This window comes from Lentibacillus salinarum, from assembly GCF_042679865.1.
GTDB classification, from domain to species: domain Bacteria; phylum Bacillota; class Bacilli; order Bacillales; family Amphibacillaceae; genus Lentibacillus; species Lentibacillus salinarum.
Genome location: NZ_JBHTNH010000005.1, coordinates 14,656 through 33,379, shown reverse-complemented (window position 1 = coordinate 33,379; position 18,724 = coordinate 14,656). Strand labels below are relative to the sequence as shown.

The 18,724-nt window shown below is 46.1% G+C and carries 20 protein-coding genes; 6 read left to right on the top strand and 14 right to left on the bottom strand.

Features of this window, described 5'->3' with window-relative positions; all coding sequences use genetic code 11:
* Positions 1 to 37 precede the first annotated feature (37 nt).
* From hemY to ACFQ4A_RS04840, 4 genes are all read right to left on the bottom strand, one after another.
* Complete coding sequence (hemY, locus tag ACFQ4A_RS04855) at positions 38 to 1,447, bottom strand: protoporphyrinogen oxidase (protein WP_382398155.1); 1,410 nt, start codon at positions 1,445 to 1,447, stop codon at positions 38 to 40.
* Entirely contained in the window at positions 1,444 to 2,382 is a 939-nt protein-coding gene (hemH, locus tag ACFQ4A_RS04850; protein ID WP_382398153.1) for a ferrochelatase, read from the bottom strand. The genes hemY and hemH overlap by 4 nt, the downstream gene beginning before the upstream one ends.
* Positions 2,383 to 2,406: 24 nt before the next feature.
* Positions 2,407 to 3,441, bottom strand: coding sequence for a uroporphyrinogen decarboxylase (gene hemE, locus ACFQ4A_RS04845; protein ID WP_382398151.1), 1,035 nt, complete (start codon positions 3,439 to 3,441; stop codon positions 2,407 to 2,409).
* 142 nt (positions 3,442 to 3,583) lie between these two features.
* Positions 3,584 to 5,713: a transglycosylase domain-containing protein gene (locus ACFQ4A_RS04840; RefSeq protein ID WP_382398149.1), complete on the bottom strand. Its 2,130-nt coding sequence runs from the start codon at positions 5,711 to 5,713 to the stop codon at positions 3,584 to 3,586.
* 153 nt (positions 5,714 to 5,866) lie between these two features.
* Here ACFQ4A_RS04840 and ACFQ4A_RS04835 point away from each other — a divergent pair, with 153 nt between their 5' ends.
* Entirely contained in the window at positions 5,867 to 6,370 is a 504-nt protein-coding gene (locus ACFQ4A_RS04835) for an antibiotic biosynthesis monooxygenase family protein (RefSeq protein WP_382398147.1), read from the top strand.
* Between the two features lie 161 nt (positions 6,371 to 6,531).
* Here the strand turns inward: ACFQ4A_RS04835 and ACFQ4A_RS04830 are convergent, their stop codons facing one another.
* From ACFQ4A_RS04830 to ACFQ4A_RS04805, 6 genes are all read right to left on the bottom strand, one after another.
* Entirely contained in the window at positions 6,532 to 7,041 is a 510-nt protein-coding gene (locus ACFQ4A_RS04830) for a thioredoxin family protein (RefSeq protein WP_382398145.1), read from the bottom strand.
* Between the two features lie 3 nt (positions 7,042 to 7,044).
* A complete protein-coding gene (locus tag ACFQ4A_RS04825) occupies positions 7,045 to 7,467 on the bottom strand; it encodes a disulfide oxidoreductase (RefSeq protein ID WP_382398143.1) in 423 nt (140 codons plus the stop codon).
* 81 nt (positions 7,468 to 7,548) lie between these two features.
* The gene (locus tag ACFQ4A_RS04820) at positions 7,549 to 8,187 is read right to left on the bottom strand and encodes a response regulator (RefSeq protein ID WP_382398141.1); all 639 of its coding nucleotides are present in this window, start codon (positions 8,185 to 8,187) and stop codon (positions 7,549 to 7,551) included.
* Between the two features lie 17 nt (positions 8,188 to 8,204).
* The gene (locus ACFQ4A_RS04815) at positions 8,205 to 9,242 is read right to left on the bottom strand and encodes a sensor histidine kinase (protein WP_382398139.1); all 1,038 of its coding nucleotides are present in this window, start codon (positions 9,240 to 9,242) and stop codon (positions 8,205 to 8,207) included.
* A gap of 17 nt (positions 9,243 to 9,259) precedes the next feature.
* Positions 9,260 to 10,006, bottom strand: a complete 747-nt coding sequence (liaF, locus tag ACFQ4A_RS04810) for a cell wall-active antibiotics response protein LiaF (protein WP_382398137.1) — start codon at positions 10,004 to 10,006, stop codon at positions 9,260 to 9,262.
* A 327-nt stretch (positions 10,007 to 10,333) separates the two neighbouring features.
* Positions 10,334 to 10,978 (bottom strand): phosphatase PAP2 family protein, encoded by a 645-nt coding sequence (locus ACFQ4A_RS04805; protein WP_382398135.1) that lies wholly within the window; start codon positions 10,976 to 10,978, stop codon positions 10,334 to 10,336.
* A 182-nt stretch (positions 10,979 to 11,160) separates the two neighbouring features.
* Between ACFQ4A_RS04805 and ACFQ4A_RS04800 the strand changes: the two genes are divergently transcribed.
* A complete protein-coding gene (locus tag ACFQ4A_RS04800) occupies positions 11,161 to 11,595 on the top strand; it encodes a ferritin-like domain-containing protein (protein WP_382398133.1) in 435 nt (144 codons plus the stop codon).
* On the opposite strand, the gene ACFQ4A_RS04795 is transcribed toward ACFQ4A_RS04800, so the two are convergent.
* Positions 11,592 to 11,795, bottom strand: a complete 204-nt coding sequence (locus ACFQ4A_RS04795) for a hypothetical protein (protein WP_382398131.1) — start codon at positions 11,793 to 11,795, stop codon at positions 11,592 to 11,594. The genes ACFQ4A_RS04800 and ACFQ4A_RS04795 overlap by 4 nt on opposite strands.
* Before the next feature lie 73 nt (positions 11,796 to 11,868).
* Here ACFQ4A_RS04795 and ACFQ4A_RS04790 point away from each other — a divergent pair, with 73 nt between their 5' ends.
* Complete coding sequence (locus tag ACFQ4A_RS04790) at positions 11,869 to 13,041, top strand: M20 family metallopeptidase (RefSeq protein WP_382398123.1); 1,173 nt, start codon at positions 11,869 to 11,871, stop codon at positions 13,039 to 13,041.
* 42 nt (positions 13,042 to 13,083) lie between these two features.
* On the opposite strand, the gene ACFQ4A_RS04785 is transcribed toward ACFQ4A_RS04790, so the two are convergent.
* The gene (locus ACFQ4A_RS04785; RefSeq protein WP_382398121.1) at positions 13,084 to 14,298 is read right to left on the bottom strand and encodes an ABC transporter permease; all 1,215 of its coding nucleotides are present in this window, start codon (positions 14,296 to 14,298) and stop codon (positions 13,084 to 13,086) included.
* Complete coding sequence (locus tag ACFQ4A_RS04780; protein WP_382398119.1) at positions 14,291 to 15,034, bottom strand: ABC transporter ATP-binding protein; 744 nt, start codon at positions 15,032 to 15,034, stop codon at positions 14,291 to 14,293. Before ACFQ4A_RS04780 ends, ACFQ4A_RS04785 begins: the two co-directional genes overlap by 8 nt.
* 689 nt (positions 15,035 to 15,723) lie before the next feature.
* On the opposite strand from ACFQ4A_RS04780, the gene ACFQ4A_RS04775 reads away from it, so the two are divergent.
* The 3 genes from ACFQ4A_RS04775 (at position 15,724) to ACFQ4A_RS04765 (ending at position 17,369) form a co-directional block, all read left to right on the top strand.
* Positions 15,724 to 16,149, top strand: coding sequence for an HIT family protein (locus tag ACFQ4A_RS04775; protein ID WP_382398117.1), 426 nt, complete (start codon positions 15,724 to 15,726; stop codon positions 16,147 to 16,149).
* Between the two features lie 156 nt (positions 16,150 to 16,305).
* A complete protein-coding gene (locus tag ACFQ4A_RS04770; protein ID WP_382398115.1) occupies positions 16,306 to 16,827 on the top strand; it encodes a tryptophan transporter in 522 nt (173 codons plus the stop codon).
* A gap of 59 nt (positions 16,828 to 16,886) precedes the next feature.
* Positions 16,887 to 17,369 (top strand): YtxH domain-containing protein, encoded by a 483-nt coding sequence (locus ACFQ4A_RS04765; RefSeq protein WP_382398113.1) that lies wholly within the window; start codon positions 16,887 to 16,889, stop codon positions 17,367 to 17,369.
* A gap of 370 nt (positions 17,370 to 17,739) precedes the next feature.
* Here the strand turns inward: ACFQ4A_RS04765 and ACFQ4A_RS04760 are convergent, their stop codons facing one another.
* Complete coding sequence (locus ACFQ4A_RS04760) at positions 17,740 to 18,705, bottom strand: glycine betaine ABC transporter substrate-binding protein (RefSeq protein ID WP_382398111.1); 966 nt, start codon at positions 18,703 to 18,705, stop codon at positions 17,740 to 17,742.
* Between the last annotated feature and the right edge of the window lie 19 nt (positions 18,706 to 18,724).

Here is an 18,724-nt window from a genome sequence, read left to right as displayed (position 1 = left end):
CGGCACCAAACGCACTGTTCGATGCCGGGTTCTAAAACTAATCACTCAAAAATGCCAGTACATCAGATACCGCTTTTTCGCCCTGATCGATACAATCAGGGACGCCTACACCTTCATACGAACTGCCGGCTAAAAATACGCCCGGAAGCTCCTGACTCATATCACCGCGAACGTTCGCGATCCGCTCGGTATGGCCGACGGTGTATTGTGGCATCGCATTTTTCCAGCGGCTGATGACACTGAATTCAGGTTTTGCTGTTATATTCATCGTGTTGTTTAAATCGTTCAATACAATATCTGTTATGTCGTCATCCGGCAGATCAACCACTGCTTGGTCATCCGGTCTACCGACATAGCACCGGACCAGTGCTTTGCCATCCGGTGCGGCGTTAGGCCATTTTTTATGTGTCCAGGTACAAGCTGTTATTCGATAATCACTGGTTCGCGACACAACAAAGCCGGTCCCGTCGATGTCTTGTTTGATGGCTGATGCATCAAACGCCATCGCCACATTCGCAACAGATGTTGCTGGAATATCGCGGAACGCATCGAACAAGCTGAACTGGCTGAAAATCTTCGGCAAGGTGTCATGCGGTGTTGCCATAATCACGGCATCTGCTTTGTACACGTCGCCATTGCTCAGCAGGACATGATAGCCTTGGTCTTTCTTTTCAACGTGGTCAACACCAACACCGAGCGAAACGGTATCGCCAAGGACTTCCCCGAGACGTTCGACCAATGTTTCCAGTCCATTGGCAAACGAGAAAAATGCGCCCTGCTGTTTCCCGTCTGATTTCTTCTGTGGCTTTGTTTTTTCCGGCATCGTTTTTTGCAGGCCTTTCATCAGACTTCGGTGTTCCTGTTCCAGCTGCTGAAAATTCGGGAATGTCGCCTTGATGCTCATATCATCAATATTACCGGCATAAATGCCTGACAGAAGTGGTTCAATTAAATTTTCCACCAATTCATTGCCAAAACGCCGACGGAAAAAAGCGCCCAGCGACTGGTCACCGGCCTTCCCTCTCGGTTTCATAAAATCCATCCCGGCACGCAACTTTCCTGCCGGTGAGAACATGCCGGAAAACAAGAACGGACGAACGCGAACCGGTATCCCCATATAAGCACCGGCAGGCATTTTATGCAGCTTGTTATTCACCAGTATATACGACTGACCTGTGCCATTACGGACCATCTGATCACGCATTCCCAGCTCTTCCACCAATTTAACGCCAGGCTGTTTGCGCGATAAAATGGCGTCCGGTCCTTGCTCGATGACAAATCCGTTCCGCCGTGTTGTTTTGATTTTACCGCCGAGCCGGCTGCCTGCTTCCACAAGCTTCACGTCGTACGGCAACCCTTTTTCGTTAATCTCTTTCTGCAAATAGTAGGCCGCGGCCAAACCGGTTATCCCGCCGCCTGCGATTAAAATCTTTTTTCTTACAGTCATTGTGCGTCACGCTTTACTTTTTTCAATACCACATCGGCAAGGGTTGCGATAAATTGCGGGTGGGCATTTGGCATTTCCGGACGGTGATAGGACGCGCCCAGTTCATCACAAACCACTTTACATTCATAGTCATTGTCATATAACACTTCTAAGTGATCGGCAATAAAACCGACCGGTGCATAAACAAATGAACGGTAACCTTTTTGTTCATACAAATCACGTGTCAGATCCTGCACATCCGGGCCGAGCCAGGGATCAGGCGTATTCCCTTCACTTTGCCAGCCAATCGCATAGTTCCGGATGCCGGTCGCTTCGGAAATCAGCCGTGCGGTTTCTTTCAGCTGGTCAACATACGGGTCGCCGTCCTGCAGAATTTTTTCCGGCAGACTGTGGGCAGATACGACCAAAACAGCTTTTTCCCGCTCTTCTACAGGCATATCATCATAAACGGCGCTGATTTGATCGGCCCAGTACGTGATGAATCCCGGCTCATCATACCAGCTTTCCACTGACTCAATGGCGATACCGTATTTTTCGGCTGTGTCAGTGGCACGTTGATTATACGATTTGACACTGAATGTTGAATAGTGCGGTGCCAACACGATGGAAACAGCCTCGTCAATGCCGTCTTCCGCCATTTGCTGAACAGCATCTTCAATAAATGGATGAATATGCTTCAGGCCGATATATGCTTTGAATTCAACGTCATCCTGTTCGGTGTTCAGTTTTTCTTCCAATGCTTTCGTCTGTTCCTCCGTGATTCTTGCTAGGGGCGAAATGCCGCCAATTGCTTTGTAGCGGTCTTTCAAATCTTGCAACGCTTCTTCGGATGGTTTTCTGCCGTGGCGGATATCCGTGTAGTACGGTTCAATATCCTCTTCTTTGTATGGCGTTCCATATGCCATCACAAGCAGTCCAAGCGTTTTCTTTCCCATTTGTAACACCTCATCACTTTCAAATTATCGTTTCGAATACGTCTGAATAAGCTCAGTTAATTTTTTGAGTGTTTCCGGTTTGATATCCGGTGTGACACCATGTCCCAGATTGAAGACATGTCGGCCATCGTTCATGCTTTCATCCAGTATTGCCTTCGTTTTTGTCTCAATTGTTGGCCAATCGGCAAGCAAAACAGTCGGATCCAGGTTACCCTGCAGCACTTTCGTAACCCCCAGTTGCCGTGCTTCAGTGATAGACGTGCGCCAATCAAGTCCGATCACATCCACCGGCAAGTCATTCCATTCCGGCAGTAAATGCCGCGCGCCCACACCGAAGATGATCAATGGCACGTTTTCTGTTTGCAATTCCGAAAAAATGCGTGTCATGACCGGCTTGATATAATAACGGTAGTCTTCTGCATGCAACGCTCCAACCCACGAATCAAAAATTTGGATGGTCCGGGCCCCAGCAGCAATTTGTGCCTTCACATAGGTGATGGTCATGTCTGCCAATTTATCCATTAACGCAAACCAGACATCTGGCTGACTGTACATGAGCGCCTTCGTTTTACTGTAATTCTTTGACGGCCCGCCTTCAATCATATAGCTTGCCAATGTAAATGGCGCCCCGCTGAAGCCAATGAGCGGAACATTCAACTGTTCTTCCGTCAAAAGCCGGATAGTATCCAGGACGTACGGCACGTCCTGTTCCGGATTGATGGTACCCAAGCGTTCGACATCCTGAAAATTTGTGATCGGATTATCGATCACCGGGCCGATGCCTTTCTTAATTTCCACGTCGACACCAAGGGCCGGCAGCGGTGACATGATATCTTTGTATAAAATCGCCGCATCAACCCCGTAATGGTCAACAGGCAACCTGGTGACATAGGCACACAGTTCCGGCTGGTGTGTGATCTCAAACAATGAATATTTTTCTTTCAGCTTACGGTACTCTTTCTGTGACCTGCCTGCCTGGCGCATATACCAGGTAGGTGTATAATTGATGTTTTTACCTTTATATGCTTGCAAAATTGTATCATTAAAACGTGTTGTCACTAACTTCACCCTTTTCACAGTGTATGCACACGCGCTACTCTTACTATAGCGATTTTCCATGGCGTTGTATAGAAAACAGCAGGGATTGTCATCAATTTGTCTCAATTACATGGCTGGTTTTTAAAGCTTGTTTCATACAGGCCTACATGGACAACTCAACCGTATTGGATCGTTGACCTTCTGTTTTTGTCAGTGGGTCATACGGTACGACATAATAACGCGTTGATCCAAAAATTCGGATGTGGTCAAGCTTATATTCGTTATCACCCTCGACTTCCGCGATTCGTTTGTCAAGGCCTTCTTCTTCTCGGTAGATACGATAAATAACGCGTTCGTCCGTAGCTTCTGTCCACTCCAGTTTGGCATCGAACAAGGAGAAGCCGCCAAACGAATAATCCCCATGTAACGTTATATCCCTGGGCAAATCGATCGGTTCCGGCAGTGCTGTCACATTCGCCGGCTTATCAAAAGAGGCTGCCAGTGATTTCTGATCATCGATATCCGCTAGAATAGCTTTGGTCAGTTTCGTCGGCATCTCACTTCCCGCCGTCAAATATTGCGTGTCATCAGACGTGTCAAAACCCATCCACATGGCACTGACATATTCGGGTGTAAACCCTGTAAACCAGGCATCTTTTACTTCCCCGTCAACGTGCGGATGCTGTGTCGTCCCCGTTTTGCCCGCCAACGCCTTGGCGTATTCGCCCGCACTGCCCGTTCCTTCTGTGACAGCAGTGGACAAAATGGCTGTCATATTCCAGGCAACTTGCGGACTGAACACTTCAGCGTCACTTGTTTTACCTTCGTGAATGACAGTACCGTCCCGATCTATAATCTGTTCAATGGCAAATGCCTCACCCGTCTCACCACCGTTTGCAAAAGCACGGAAAGCAGTTGCCATTTGCAACGGTGTCACGCCTTCTGATAATCCGCCCAATGCGATGGCCAACCCCTCGTCTTCTATCGGCATACCGAGTTTTGCTAAATAGTCTTTCGAATAGGGGATGCTGATGTCGTTTAATAGCCAGACCGCCGGTACATTTTTAGATGCAACAAGTGCATCATAAATCGAGACCGCACCGGCATACTGATCATCATAATTCGTTGCGTTATAACCGGCAATTTCAGTTTTTTGATCCGGGATTAAGGTGTATGGCTGATAGGCTTCCTGCATCATGGCAGGCCCATAGACGGCAAGTGGTTTGATCGCTGATCCTGGCTGCCGGTTCACGGTCACCCGGTTTAGATCACCAAGCTGGTAATCGCGCCCCCCGATAGCAGCGGCGACTTTTCCCGAATCCTGTTCCAACATCACGAAGGCACCTTCAGCCCCTTCAGTATTACCTGGGAAATAATCATCATCCCGAAATTTTTCATAGGCCATTTGCTGGATATCTGAATCGATGTTCACGACAAGCCGATAACCCCCGCGCCGTAATTCATCACTGGACAATTCATATTTATCCTTAGCTTCTTTTAACACCAAATCGATATAACTTGCTGCCCACGGTTTGGGTTCATATGTCTGTACATCGAGGTCAACCGCTTCCGCTTGCGCCTCCGAACGTTCTGCTGCCGAGATCACCTCTGTGTCCGTCATCGCCTGCAGCACGACGTTTCGACGATGCGCCGCTTTGTCAGGATGATTGATCGGCGAATAGCCATTCGGCGCTTTCGCCAACCCCGCCAGCAGCGCACCTTCTGTCAGGGATAAATCGGTAGCTGATTTGTTAAAAAACCGCCGTGATGCTGCCTCAACACCATATACACCGTTACCAAAGTAAATTTCATTCAGGTACAATTCAAGAATGTCGTTTTTCGACAAATGACGCTCCAAATGAATGGCTGCCATTAACTCTTTTGTTTTGCGCATCCATGTCTTATCGTTAGAGAGAAACAAATTTTTCGCCAATTGCTGGGTAATCGTGCTGCCGCCCTCCACTTTGGACATAGCCACTATATCCCGGTAAACAGCCCGGACAATTGAAATGAAATCAACCCCGGCATGGTCATAAAAACGTCTGTCCTCTATCGCTATAAATGCCTTCTGGACATGCTGCGGTATGTCATCAAGCGCAACGGGCACCCTGTTCTCATCGTATAGCTTGCCGACGACCTCGCCATCACTTGTTTCAATCGTCGTTGTGGCATCAAGGATCAAATCATCCTCATCAACAATCAGGCCGCCACCGAACACGATGACAGCATAGCCGATGATGCCCAATACAAGCAGGAAAATAAATGAAAGCGACAGCCATTTTAGCTTTTTCATCGTTTAGGAATTCACCTCAAAAACAGTATACGACAATTTTTGCGCTGACGAAAGAATAATATACACTATTAATTAATAATCATTTTAATCAGGTTAATGGTTTTAACAAACGGGTATGTTAAACTAAGAGTAGACTTGAAAGGGGGAATTTTCATGAATGCCTATATGACCAAAGGGACATTCGACTTCCTGAGAAAACTGCCGGCCGAACATCCAGCTATCGATTTTTTCTTTATGCGTGAAAATACAAGCACACTCGTTTACTATGAAGGCGACCACAAGAAAAGCATCTTTGCCTCGGGAAGGACATATGAAACAGTGACCACGAGTGGAACATTAAAAGAAAACGGGTTTGTCGTCATGAATAATATTCCGGTAGCGGATGAAGGCAAACCGATATTTGAAGACAAATTCAAACAACGAAAGCAGGGTGTCGAATCAATGCCCGGTTTTCAAGCCTTCCGTTTATTGCGACCGAAAAAAGGCGATACGTATGTGGTTATGACCCAATGGGCTTCCGAGGCTGATTTTGACAACTGGAAGCATTCGGACCAATTTAAGCAGGCACATAAGGACGGAAGTGACGTCAAACCACCGGCATACTTTCTGGACAGACCATTTGTGACAAGCTACCACATGATCGAAATGGATGACTAGACGCTAAGAAAAACTCGGCTTACGCCTCGTCTTTCTAGAGGTCAGAGGCCGGAAGTCAGACTTGAAGAAATAGGTGGGGTTAGCCGGTTTCGGTATTGAAAACGTCGCCCAACATTTTATCGTTGCTTATCTTATTATAAAAAACAAGCAAGCCAGAAACGTTAGCTTGCTTGTTCGTCATTTTCCCCGGAATCGTCAACCACATATTCATTGAAAAAGGCTCTGAACATGTCGTTCGGCTGTGCCCCATTGATTCGATCCGCTTCTTCACCATCCTCAAAGTAAATAAGGGTCGGGGTGCTTTCAATGCCATACTGTCCCCAGGCATCCTGAAATTCCAGCAGGTTCAGTTTTTTCATATCGACACCCATTTCGTCCGTCAACGGAACCAACCTGGGGGTCAATTCCTGACAGTGCGGGCATGTTGGATCATAGAAATAAACGACCATATCTTCACCGTTGTCCAGTTTTTCACTTAATTCCTCCGGTAACAGTTGATTCTGATAGTTCGGATCATCCAATTGATCAACCGTCGCCTGTTCCAGATCATCTTTCCCATATGGATTGTCATTATCCCCGATTGCCTGCTGGTTTTTATAATCAATCACAAAGTACAGTGCCGCAAACAGTACGATAACCGATCCAATTATGATCAGCATTTTCTTTTGCATAAATTAACGCCTCCCCGATTTCCACAACAACAAATGTAATAGGAATATAATCATAAACGCCATACCAGCCAGAAAAGGAATCGTCACAAACCCAAAATAGTTAACGTATGCCGTATGACACGGAACGACACCACATGCTTCACCGGCATCCTGTAACGTTGGCCATTTTTGCACCAGGTAATGGTAAACCGAAACAACGATCCCGATTCCGCTTAAAATCAAGCCAGGCAGTGCCATGGACACATCTTTTTTTACCAGAGCAGTCCCATATATGATCACTAACGGATACATTAAAATCCGCTGTATCCAGCACAGTTCACATGGTACATAGCCCAGGACTTCCGAGTAAAACAGACTTCCCAACGCCGCAATAAGCGACTGTGCCCAGATGACGATCATGACTGTTTCATGCTTTGTATTTTCCATATGCCCAACCTCTCATGTTACTTTTCGTAAGTATTATACATTCCATAATAGCCAAAAAGCAAAAAGGAAGTCTTCAGACAGCTAATCCGTCTGCTTTAATACGGCATTTTTGTGAACGTACACGGCTGCCTGTGTCCGGTCATGGACGTCCAATTTACCGAGAATGTTGCTGACATGTGTTTTGACCGTCTTGATGCCAATGTATAATTTGTCACTGATCTCCTGGTTCGTCAATCCTTCACCAATGCACAGTAGAACCTCGAATTCACGTTCTGTCAGCTCATCATGCTTTTTTTTCTCAGCACCCCGGAAACTGGCCATCATTTTTCCGGCCACTTTCGGCTCAATCACCGTCTCACCAGCTGCTGCTTTTTTGACCGCATCAGCAATGTCCGATGCAGAAGCTGTCTTTAAAAGATAACTGAACGCCCCCGCTTCAAGCGCAGGGAAAACCTGTTCATCATCATAATAACTTGTCAGAATAATAATTTTGCAGGCCGGCAGCCTTTTCATGATCTTTTCCGTCGCATCAATACCGCTGCCATTATCCATAATCAAATCCATCAGTACGACATCCGGTTCGGCGTGCAAAACGAGGCCAGCCCCTTCATCACCTCCGGATGCCTCGCCGACAACATTAATCGCATCGTCTGTCTGCAAATAAGCGACAATCCCTTTTCGGACGATTTCATGATCGTCAACCACCATTACCCGAATCATCGAAAATGCCTCCTCCCCTAACACGGAATACGAATATCAATGTAAGTTCCTTCTCCCTCGCTCGACCTGACCGTAAATGTTCCGCCAAGTTCATCCGTTCGTTCCTTCATGGTTTTAAGCCCATACGACGTCTTGCGGTTAATATCGTCTTCCGCCTTAAACCCCCGCCCGTCATCACGAATATGTAAAAACAGCTCATTTGCGTGCAGGGTAATGGCCAATTTAACGCTGGTCGCTTCCGCATGCCTCAGCGTGTTGGAAAATGCCTCCTGGATAATCCGAAACAGATGCTCTTCAACCGTCTCGGACAAGGTTAGCGCATCGTCCATCTCCACTGAAAAATTCAACTGTGTTTTCTGCTCCAGTTCATTTATCAGCTTTCTGACCCCGGCCGGGAGTGGGTCACCGGATAAATGAACCGGCCTTAAGTGCAAAAGCAGTGCCCGCATTTCGGTCTGTGCCTTTGAGGCTATTGCCGCCACTTCCCCGATTTGCGATCTGGCAACAGCGGGCTGTTTATCAAGCTGTTTAACGGCCGCCTCCGACATCATCGTCAGGGCAAACAGCTGCTGGCTGACCGCATCGTGCAAATCACGAGCAAGCCGCTGCCGCTCTTCCATCGCCGCAGCTTTGTGGGCGGATTTGGCGTAATCAGCTTTTTCATCAGCCATCCGTTTGAGCGATTTCACCTGAGCCTGCAGCTTTTCGCCAAGTTCATTCATTTCGTTACTGATTCTCGAAATTTCATCACGCTCATCCAAATCAGTTCGGGCATCATAGCGGCCATTCGCAAACTGTGTAATCAAAACAGACAGGTCATCCAGCCGCTCTTTTATGTCACCACCAGATTGAAACCCGATATAAAAGGCAATCGCCAAGCCAAACAATATGTAAAACAGCATAAACGCCACAATGCCCGTCAGCGTCAGCCAATCAGGTGAAAACAACACATGAATGATCAGCAAGCCGGACAAAACCAGAACGGTGGTCAAGAATACCGCATACAAATGGGACCGAATAGCCACATAACGGATACCACTCAGTTTTCTCAGCATTGATGCGTCCCCCCCCCTTACACATTGACCACTTTAATCGAGCCTGCCTTCAGATCGATGAACAAATCTAGTTTCTGGACGGCTTGATCATAATCCGGTGTTTCATATGTGATATCCCGGTTAATCCCTTCCTGTACCTGACCAATAATATCCATTTCACCAGCTTTAACGTAAGCATCAATCCGGAAAGCAAGATTGCCGGGAATGACGATATGAACATCACCAGCCAGAGATTTGATGGCAATCGGAATTTCGTTTTCCGGGATGAATGCTTTGGAAAAATCCAGATGAAAATCACCGGCCATATTTTTTAAATTCATCGGTTCGACCTTCCAATTAGGCTGATTGTACTCATGGGTACCAACCGTAAACGAATCAAATCCGCCGGCGTATTTCATTTTCTTTTGTTTCCTGCGACGGGCAAATGACTGCTGATGGCTTCTGGAACGCCCGATAAATGAAAACCCAACATACACAATCAGGAGCGGCCACAGTTTAAAGACGTCGTCAAAATGGAACATGATCACGCTAAACCGGTCAAGCAGCAACAACAAACCGAAGATAAAGAAAAACGACCCAAAAATCCAGCTGCCACCCTGTTGTCTGATTCGGTCAGCCATCCATTTCATGCCAAAGCCAATCAATAAAATCGGATAAATATAAAACCATGCGTTGTCGACGTTAAAATCTATAATCCCGATATTAGCCAGCACAAGGGCTGCACCGGCTGCTATCAGAATAACTGCCAGCATATAACGTACCAACCAGCTTCCCCCTTCCATCACCTTAACCATCCCATTAAAGGTTGTTCAAAAAGGCCGGTGAAAATGACACATCGATCGGGTTCTTCTGCTAAAACAGCCAATCGCAGAAATCACCACATCCTGTGGAAGCCCGCCCATCAAAACGTCGCCGCCGAACTTTCGACGCACAGGACGTGCCGGTGTCGGCGTTTGCGATTGTCGTTGCGAACCTAGCCAACCGATCCTTTTCATGCTCCTTTTTAAACACGCACTATTAAACATCGTGGTCCCATTATACAAAATAGTCCTGCCATACATAATTGGCTCCAGCCTGTTTTCGCCTCAGTCTCAGGTCGGAGATTTCCGCCGTACCGACTGCAGCTTCTCGTATAAAATAATTATGCCGATTAAGTAGAGGAAGCCGAACACAAAGCCGGCCAGGACATCTGTTAAATAATGGACATTAATCACATAACGACTGATCCCAATCAGAAAAATAAGCAATGCCAAACTGAATTGGATGATGAATACACTTTTTGACGAGGTGATTTTTTTCGTCAGAAAGTAAGCGAGCAGACCGTAACAGACCATTGGAATCATGGCGTGGCCAGAGGGAAAACTAAACCCTTCCGCATTGGCGGCAATGAAGATGCTTGGCCGCTCACGGGCGACGAGATGTTTAATAAGCACGTTCAGACCGTGACTGCCAAGCGTGCCCAGACCGAAAACCAACGCTGGCAGCCAATCCCGGAAGGACCGCCATACGATAAAGGCCACAATAACCGTAAACGGGGTAAGGAATGTACCAGAGCCTAATTCAGTTATCCAGCGGAAGACCGTATAGAAATACGTATCCGCCAATTGGTCGACAAGTCCCCGCGTCAGCTGATCAACAACAATGATCCGGCCGCTTATAATGCGTCCGATCCAGATACCAATCACACTAAGTACGATCACCAGTAATAACAACATAGTGTGTCGTCGATTCCACACGTTCATAACCTCCTGAACTCATCATACTTTATTCTCTCCCACTGTAAAAGACGATACATTTCTCATTTTCAAAGTTGAAAAATGGAACGCCCTGCTGAATACGATTCACTTAAGTTTCAAAAAAATAAAGCAGGGAATAATAATGACGTGCTCTAATTATACTTGAAAGGTAGGGATATATGATGGATCAGAAGTTACAAAATCTGATTGATGGCTTGAATGAAGATTTGACCCATGAATATGCGGCAGCAATCCAGTATACGTACAGTGCTTCAGTTGTTTCGGGATTATATCGGTCGGCATTGAAACCTTTTTTCGAAAGTGAAATCAATGACGAAATGGGGCATGCCTTATACCTGTCCGAAAAAATCAAGTCGTTAGGCGGAATACCGACAACAAAATCCGCTGACGTACCGCAGCCGACAGATGTGAAAGATTTACTGGAAGCATCACTTGAAGCTGAGAAAGATACCATTAAACGTTACGAACAACGCAAACAACAGGCCGAGACGTTAGGTTACACGGAGCTTGTTGTAAAACTGGAAGATATGATTGCCGATGAAACTAATCATGAGGAAGAAATTCAACGGTTATTGACTGACCCGAGAGTTCATTAAAAAAACGACGGCTGTTCCAAACCACATATTGGAACAGCCTTTTTCGAAGGATAAGCGTATATTTGGACGATCTTTTCAATACCGAAATCGGCTAATTCGTCGATTTCTTCCAATCCGACATCTGACCCTCTGACATCTGGAAAAGACGCGTCAGCGTTTTTTCCTGTAACGCCTGGTTCACCCAACTTTCTTTCTACCAATTGGCCTCCAATCCGGCATGCTGCTTCCAAACCATGTTATAATAGTCGGAAAATAGCTGAAGGAGGCCTTTCAATGTTACAGGCTATACATAACAGGCTGGATGAATTGTACCCGGAGATGGTTAAGATCCGCCGTTATTTGCACCAGTATCCGGAAGTGTCGTTTCAGGAAACGAAGACAGCTCAATATATTGCCGATTTTTACGAGAAGCTTGGTATTCCTTATCAGAAAAACGTCGGCGGCAACGGTGTTATTGCGACCCTTGAAGGTGGTAAGCCAGGTAAAACCGTTGCACTCAGGGCTGATTTCGATGCCTTGCCGATCCAGGATGAAAAAGATGCCCCCTATAAGTCTAAAGTGGACGGTGTCATGCACGCGTGCGGTCACGATGGGCACACCGCATCACTGTTGACACTTGCCAAAACCATGAAGGATTTTCAAGACGACCTGCCGGGCACGATTGTCTTTTTGCATCAGCATGCAGAGGAATATGCACCAGGCGGGGCCAAACCGATCATCGACTCCGGTGCACTTGACAATGTTGATGCCGTTTTCGGAACCCATTTATGGGCGACAACACCATTCGGGGTGCTGCAGACATCCAAAGACGTCTTCATGGCTGGTCCGGACCGTTTTGAAATTACGATTCAAGGCCAGGGCGGGCACGGCGGCTACCCACATCAGACAAAAGATGCGATCACGATTGGTACCCAAGTTGTTTCCCAGCTGCAGCAAATTGTTTCAAGGCGGTTGGATCCGCTGGAAACGGCAGTCATCACGATCGGCCAATTTGAAGCCGGTAATGCCTTTAACGTAATTGCTGACAAAGCACGGCTTGTTGGCACAGTCCGTTATTTAAAACGGGACATCCAAGAACAGGTTATTGATGAAATGGAAAAAATCGTGAAGGGCATTTCTGTCGCCAATGACACCTCCTATTCAATCAATTACGAAAAAGGCTATCCGCCTCTTGTTAACAATCCCAAAGAAGCGGAGTTGGTGCTCGAGGCAGCGAAACATGTCGATGACATCCAAACCGCTGAAGAAATAAAACCGGTGATGGCTGGCGAGGATTTTGCCTATTACACATTGGCAAAACCAGGTGCGTACTTTTTCACGGGGGCACAATTAGAAGGGCACCACTACCCGCACCACCACCCGAAATTCGATATTGATGAGCGGGCAATACCGGTCGCAGCCAAAACGCTTATTTCCGCCTATTTTGCATACCAAAAACAGCATTGACCAGAAAAGAGGCTGATCCAAAAATGGATCAGCCTCCCCTATTTATACCGCTATTTTCTTTTTAACATATCCTTGCATAAACAGATAGTTGAACACTGTTCCACCGGTCAGCACGAGCACCATCCCACTCCATTCCTGCATAAACAAAAACACCAGTGCAAACAGGATCGTCTGAATAAGCGTCAGCTGAAACAGCAATTTGAGCAGTGATCTTCGCCGTACCCCAATATTAACCGGATACAAATCCAGCCACATAACGGTCCGGTGCTGGTGGTACAGGGTCATCATCTGAAAACTGCTCATATACAAAAACAGCAAAGCGAACAATAGTTTCATCCACACATTCGGCACAAAGTAAATGAACAATCCGCCGAGTACAATCAGCCGCACATACATTCCCAAATAGTCGCCGCTCCGTACGAAGGAAATCCGGTACAAGTAATCAAATGTCCGGCTTTTGGCTAAGGGCACCCTACTGACAAGTGATACTAGCCAATATCTGCTTTTGATGCGATTTTTCAGATGAGGCACATCCGTAAACATATTCGCCATCCGGTAAAAGGCCTGCATTCGGTTTCGGTCTTTTTCCACCAGTAGATCCCAGACAACTCCAGGCTGTTTACGGGAAACATTTAAATCATATAAAAATACGAGTGCAAACAATAGCGTTGTAATGCCGGCCCAAAGCATCTCACCCTGAATCAGGAAATAGAAAACAGCCGTATTCAAGAAAATGCGTACAGTCTGATCAATCTGCCGCACCCCAGGCTCCCTGATTTTCAGGATCCACCAATTGGCAATCAGATTTCCCGCTTTAAAGATAAGCATCACAAACACTGTCAACAGATAGGCATTTCCCGGACGGTCCGGAAAGGAAGCAGAATACAGCGGACCAAACACAGCGCCGGCCAGCAGAATCAAATAAAGCTGGATAACAAAGCTGTAGATCAGAGCATCACGGAAATAAGGGCCCATTCTATGTTCAGCAGCGATCAGAAACACGAGATCCGGCTCTTTTACTAACGTTCGAACCGGGCTATAACTGACCAGGAGACCAAATGTCACACCAATGATCAGCGCTGTCGGGAAATGTTCCGGCAGTTCCGCCAGCCATTGCTGATAATAATAAGCGCCGGCCGAAACAAAAAACAGCATGGCAACCGCAATATGCCCGTTAAAAATATAGCGCAGGTAGCGGCTCAGCTCTTTCAGGTGGGCCGCAAAACGCTGCTTAAAAAATGCATGCGAATCAAACATGGCTATCTTCCTTTGTCAGTTCCACATACAAATCATCTAGTGTGGCAGCTGGCATGTTAAAATCACTGCGCAATTCCTCCAATGTGCCGATTGCCCTGATGTGCCCATCATGCAAGATGACAAACCGGTCACAATTCCGTTCAGCAGTCGCCAAGATATGCGTCGACATCAGCACCCCTGAGCCTGCTGCTTTCATACCATCCATTCGTTGCAGGTAGGATTTGATGCCGAGCGGGTCAAGGCCGACGAATGGCTCGTCCACAATATATAACGGCGGCTCAATTAAAAACGCACACATAATCATGACTTTTTGCCGCATCCCTTTGGAGAAATGCGTCGGAAACCATTTCAGCCGTTTTTCCATCCGGAACGCTTCCAAGAGCGGCGGCAGCCTTTTTTCAAATACATCCTCAGGAATATCATAGGCCATTGCCGTCAGCCGCAGATGCTCATACAACGTCAGTTCGTCGTACAAAATCGGCATTTCCGGAATATAGGCCATCTGATTCCGATACGTATCCGGATTTTCCTGAAATGTCTTACCATTGACCGCAACCGTGCCCTTTTTGGCTTGCATCAGGCCAATAATGTGCTTAATCGTCGTGCTTTTCCCGGCGCCATTAAGCCCGATCAGACCGACAATCTCTCCCGGGAAAACATCAAATGATATGCCGTGCAGCACGTTTTTATGCGTGTAGCCGCCATGTAGATCTGCTATATGTAACAAAGGTTCCACAAGCGTTCCTCCCAATTTTCACTTAGTTAAAAGTTTACCATGTTTGCCTGATCATGCCAAAGTAAACTCTTCGACAAATTAACAACAGCGTCATCGCCAGTCAGTGACTTGCAGTGTACCTCACGTCGCAGATGGATCAGCTAAATACGGTGTCCGGAATGTAACAGGCTGTTATAAAATTTTTTGCTCACATTGTATGTATAAAAAAGCATCTCCCGTTAACACTACTTAATGAAGCGAAGAGGATGAACAAAATCATGTAATTTCGCATGACACACAAATGAGGTGTTTGTGATCGATAATTAGGTGATTGACAGGAAAGATCAAAAGCCAAGCGTCTTGTGATGCAAAGCACAGGTCTTTAATGTACCATCTAATGCTTAAACCCTTTTGCCGGATCGTCCCAATCATTTGGGATGCTGACAAATCGGTTTTTGTTAGCGCATGAATGATGATGCGATAACGAAGACAAAGTCCCCAACGTTAGATGCTTTGTCATCCTCTTGCTTCTTAAAGCAGGCCGGTTCACTTAAAACGTGGACCCGGCCTGTTTCTTTTTTTTAACGCCAGGATGTCCTTAGACATGCGCTTTAACACGAAGCGAGTGGCGGGTTTTTCTAATCAGATTGCTTTACTTTCGCCCCTGATTATATATACAATGAATAAAAGCATACATAGGAGTGATTGGCATGGCGCATGAGGATTGTATTTTCTGCAAAATCATCAATGGGGAAATTCCGTCAGCAAAAGTGTATGAAGATGAAGACGTCTACGCATTCCTGGACATCAGCCAGGTAACGAAAGGCCACACACTGGTGATTCCTAAAACACATACACAAAACATTTATGAAACATCACCGGAAGTTGCTGCCAAACTATTTGAACGTATTCCGACCATCGCAAATGCCATCAAGAAAGCGTATAAACCAGTGGGCATGAACTTGTTAAACAATAACGGGGAGTTCGCCGATCAGTCGGTATTCCATCTGCATATTCACCTGCTGCCACGTTATGATGAAAATGACGGCTTCTCATCCAACTGGCAGGTGCATTCAGATGATTATTCACAGGACGACCTGCAGCAGATTGCTAAAGAAATTAGCACAGAAATTTAATTTGTTACGTTTGGATTTGTACTAAACAACCTGTTAGAAAATTAGTACTGTTTATTTGCGTGTTATTCTGTTATAATAACATTATGATTTTCGCGGCTGGCAGGAGTGCACAGCTGGAAAATGAAATTAGCTCAGCTGAGAAGAGGAGAGGTAAAAATGAATACGAGAATTTTAGTGCTATTATCATTGTTACTGGGGATTGGTGCCGTATTGCATTTTGTCATTCCGCCTTTCATTTACGGAATGAAGCCTGACATGTTGCTTTCCATGATGTTTTTGGGTATTATGTTATTTCCGAGAGCAAAGTATGTACTGGTCGTATCGATCGCAGCAGGCGTCATTTCCGCCCTGACAACGCAAACGCCAGGCGGACAGATTGCCAACGTGATCGATAAGCCGATTACAGGACTGGTATTCTTTGCACTGTTATTGCTAGTGAAGGATCGGATTAACGTTAAAATCAATGTTCCTGTTCTAACGGCTATCGGTACCATGATCAGTGGGTCAATATTTTTAACTTTGGCGCTTTATATCATCGGGTTAATGGAAGGGGCATTCCCTCTATTGTTTGCAACCATTGTTTTGCCGGCAGCTGCCCTGAACACAGCATTCATGATGATTGTTTATCCGATCGTTCAAAACATTTTAAAACAGGCACAACCGTTAACCACCACCTAGAACAAGACGCGCGACAGCAATCCTCTGGCACATTTATTTTGTCAGAGGATTTTTTTAAAATGACTTTTACTGAACAGGTTTTTGCAGATGACAAACTGGAAACAGGTAAAGTGAAACGTCATTCAGTGGGATGCCACGGCCTGTTAAAGGAGATATATGGAATCTTTGAAAGGAGCGTTCAGCATATGGCAAGGGGAAAATCATTTTTTCTCGGGATTTTGGCAGGAAGCACCATAGGCGCCGCTGCGGCCCTGTTAAGTACGCCAGAATCGGGAAGAAGCTTGCGCAGCCGCGCAAAAGAACAGCGTATTGAGTTAAAAGATTTGTTTAAAAAACTGACGGATAATGGCTTACAATTGAAAAATCAACTTACCGAAACGTCCAAAGAGGGCGCCGTTCTCGCAAAGGAATTGACACTGGAAATGAAAAATTCAGTGGAAGAATGGAAAAAAACGGTGGAACCCCATCAGGAAAACATTCATGAATACCTCGAACAAATTGAATCAAGTTTAAAAGACCTGGAGGATAAAGTAAGAAACTGACGATTTTCATGTACCTCGTGAATATACCCGAGCCGCCTCACTTCCAGGAAGGCAAGAAAACATAAACACGAAACATTATGATGTATCTCCCCCATATCTGTAGCTACGGATACGGGGGCGTTTTTTGTATGTTCGGTTTTAGAAACGTCAGATGGCTGGCACCGTCCATAAGAAAAAACGCTGACGTGTCTTTTCAGATACCAGGGGTCAGAAGTCGGATTGGAAGGAATAGGTAAGGTAGCCAGTTTCATCCTTAATTCGGCCGTTTGAAAAGTAATCCCTCTCTTCCGATTTTCAGACACTCTCAACTTCTTAAAAAAAAGCTGGCTCATTTACATGAGACAGCTTTTTTACGAATAGATTCGGTTTTTTATTCACCGATACCTTCTGTCCATTTTTCCAGAAGATCCGGATTATCGTCGAGGAATTGCTGTGCTGCTTCTTCCTCACTGGCACCATCATTAACGGCTACCAGCAGCTCATTTTCCATTTCTTCATTATAATCATCTGTAAAGCGTTGTACGACTTCAAAAGCGCCTGGTGAATTTTCCTCGAATTCAGGGTTGGCAACAGCTTCGATACGGTCACCTTCACCGCCATAAATTTCGTCAGGATCTTCCAGCATTTTCAGATCCAATTCTGCAAATTTCCAATGTGGTTTCCAACCCGGAACAAGGATTGGCTCTTCATCATCAATTTTGCTTTGCAGTTCTGACAGCATGGCCCCTTCAGAGCTTTCCTGCAGTTCCCAATTCTCAAGTCCATAGTTCTCAATTGCTTCTTCCGTGCTCGCCATAACACCTGCACCTGGGTCGATACCAGTAATGGTCCAATCGACTGCTTCACCCAGTTCCTCATTGCCTTTCAGGTCTTCAATTGACTCGACATCCATATAAGATGGAACGGTTAATCCTAGCGGCGCCTGCGCTACAAATTCACCAATCACTTCAACATCTTCCTGGTATTCATCCCAATAGTTTTGGTGAGTCGCCGGAAGCCAAGAAGCTGTCATGAAATCAGCCGAACCATCAGCGACACTCGTCCACATCGGACCAGCATCAACTTGAGTTGCCTCAACGTTATAGCCCGCTTCTTCCAGTGCTATTTGCAAAAGTGGCGTGCGCACGAGTGCACCTGCCCAAGCGACATATGGGACAGTCAGTTCAGTTTCGCCAAGTTCAATGGCGTCACCGCTTGCTTCACCGCCATTGCCATTACTACCGTCGTCAGCGGATTCACCGCTGTCGTCTTCGCTATCTCCACCGCCACATGCGACTAACGTAATTGCCAGCACAAGGGCTGCGGCTAAGCCTAAAAATCTAAATTTCTTAAACATAAGAAATTGACCTCCTTAG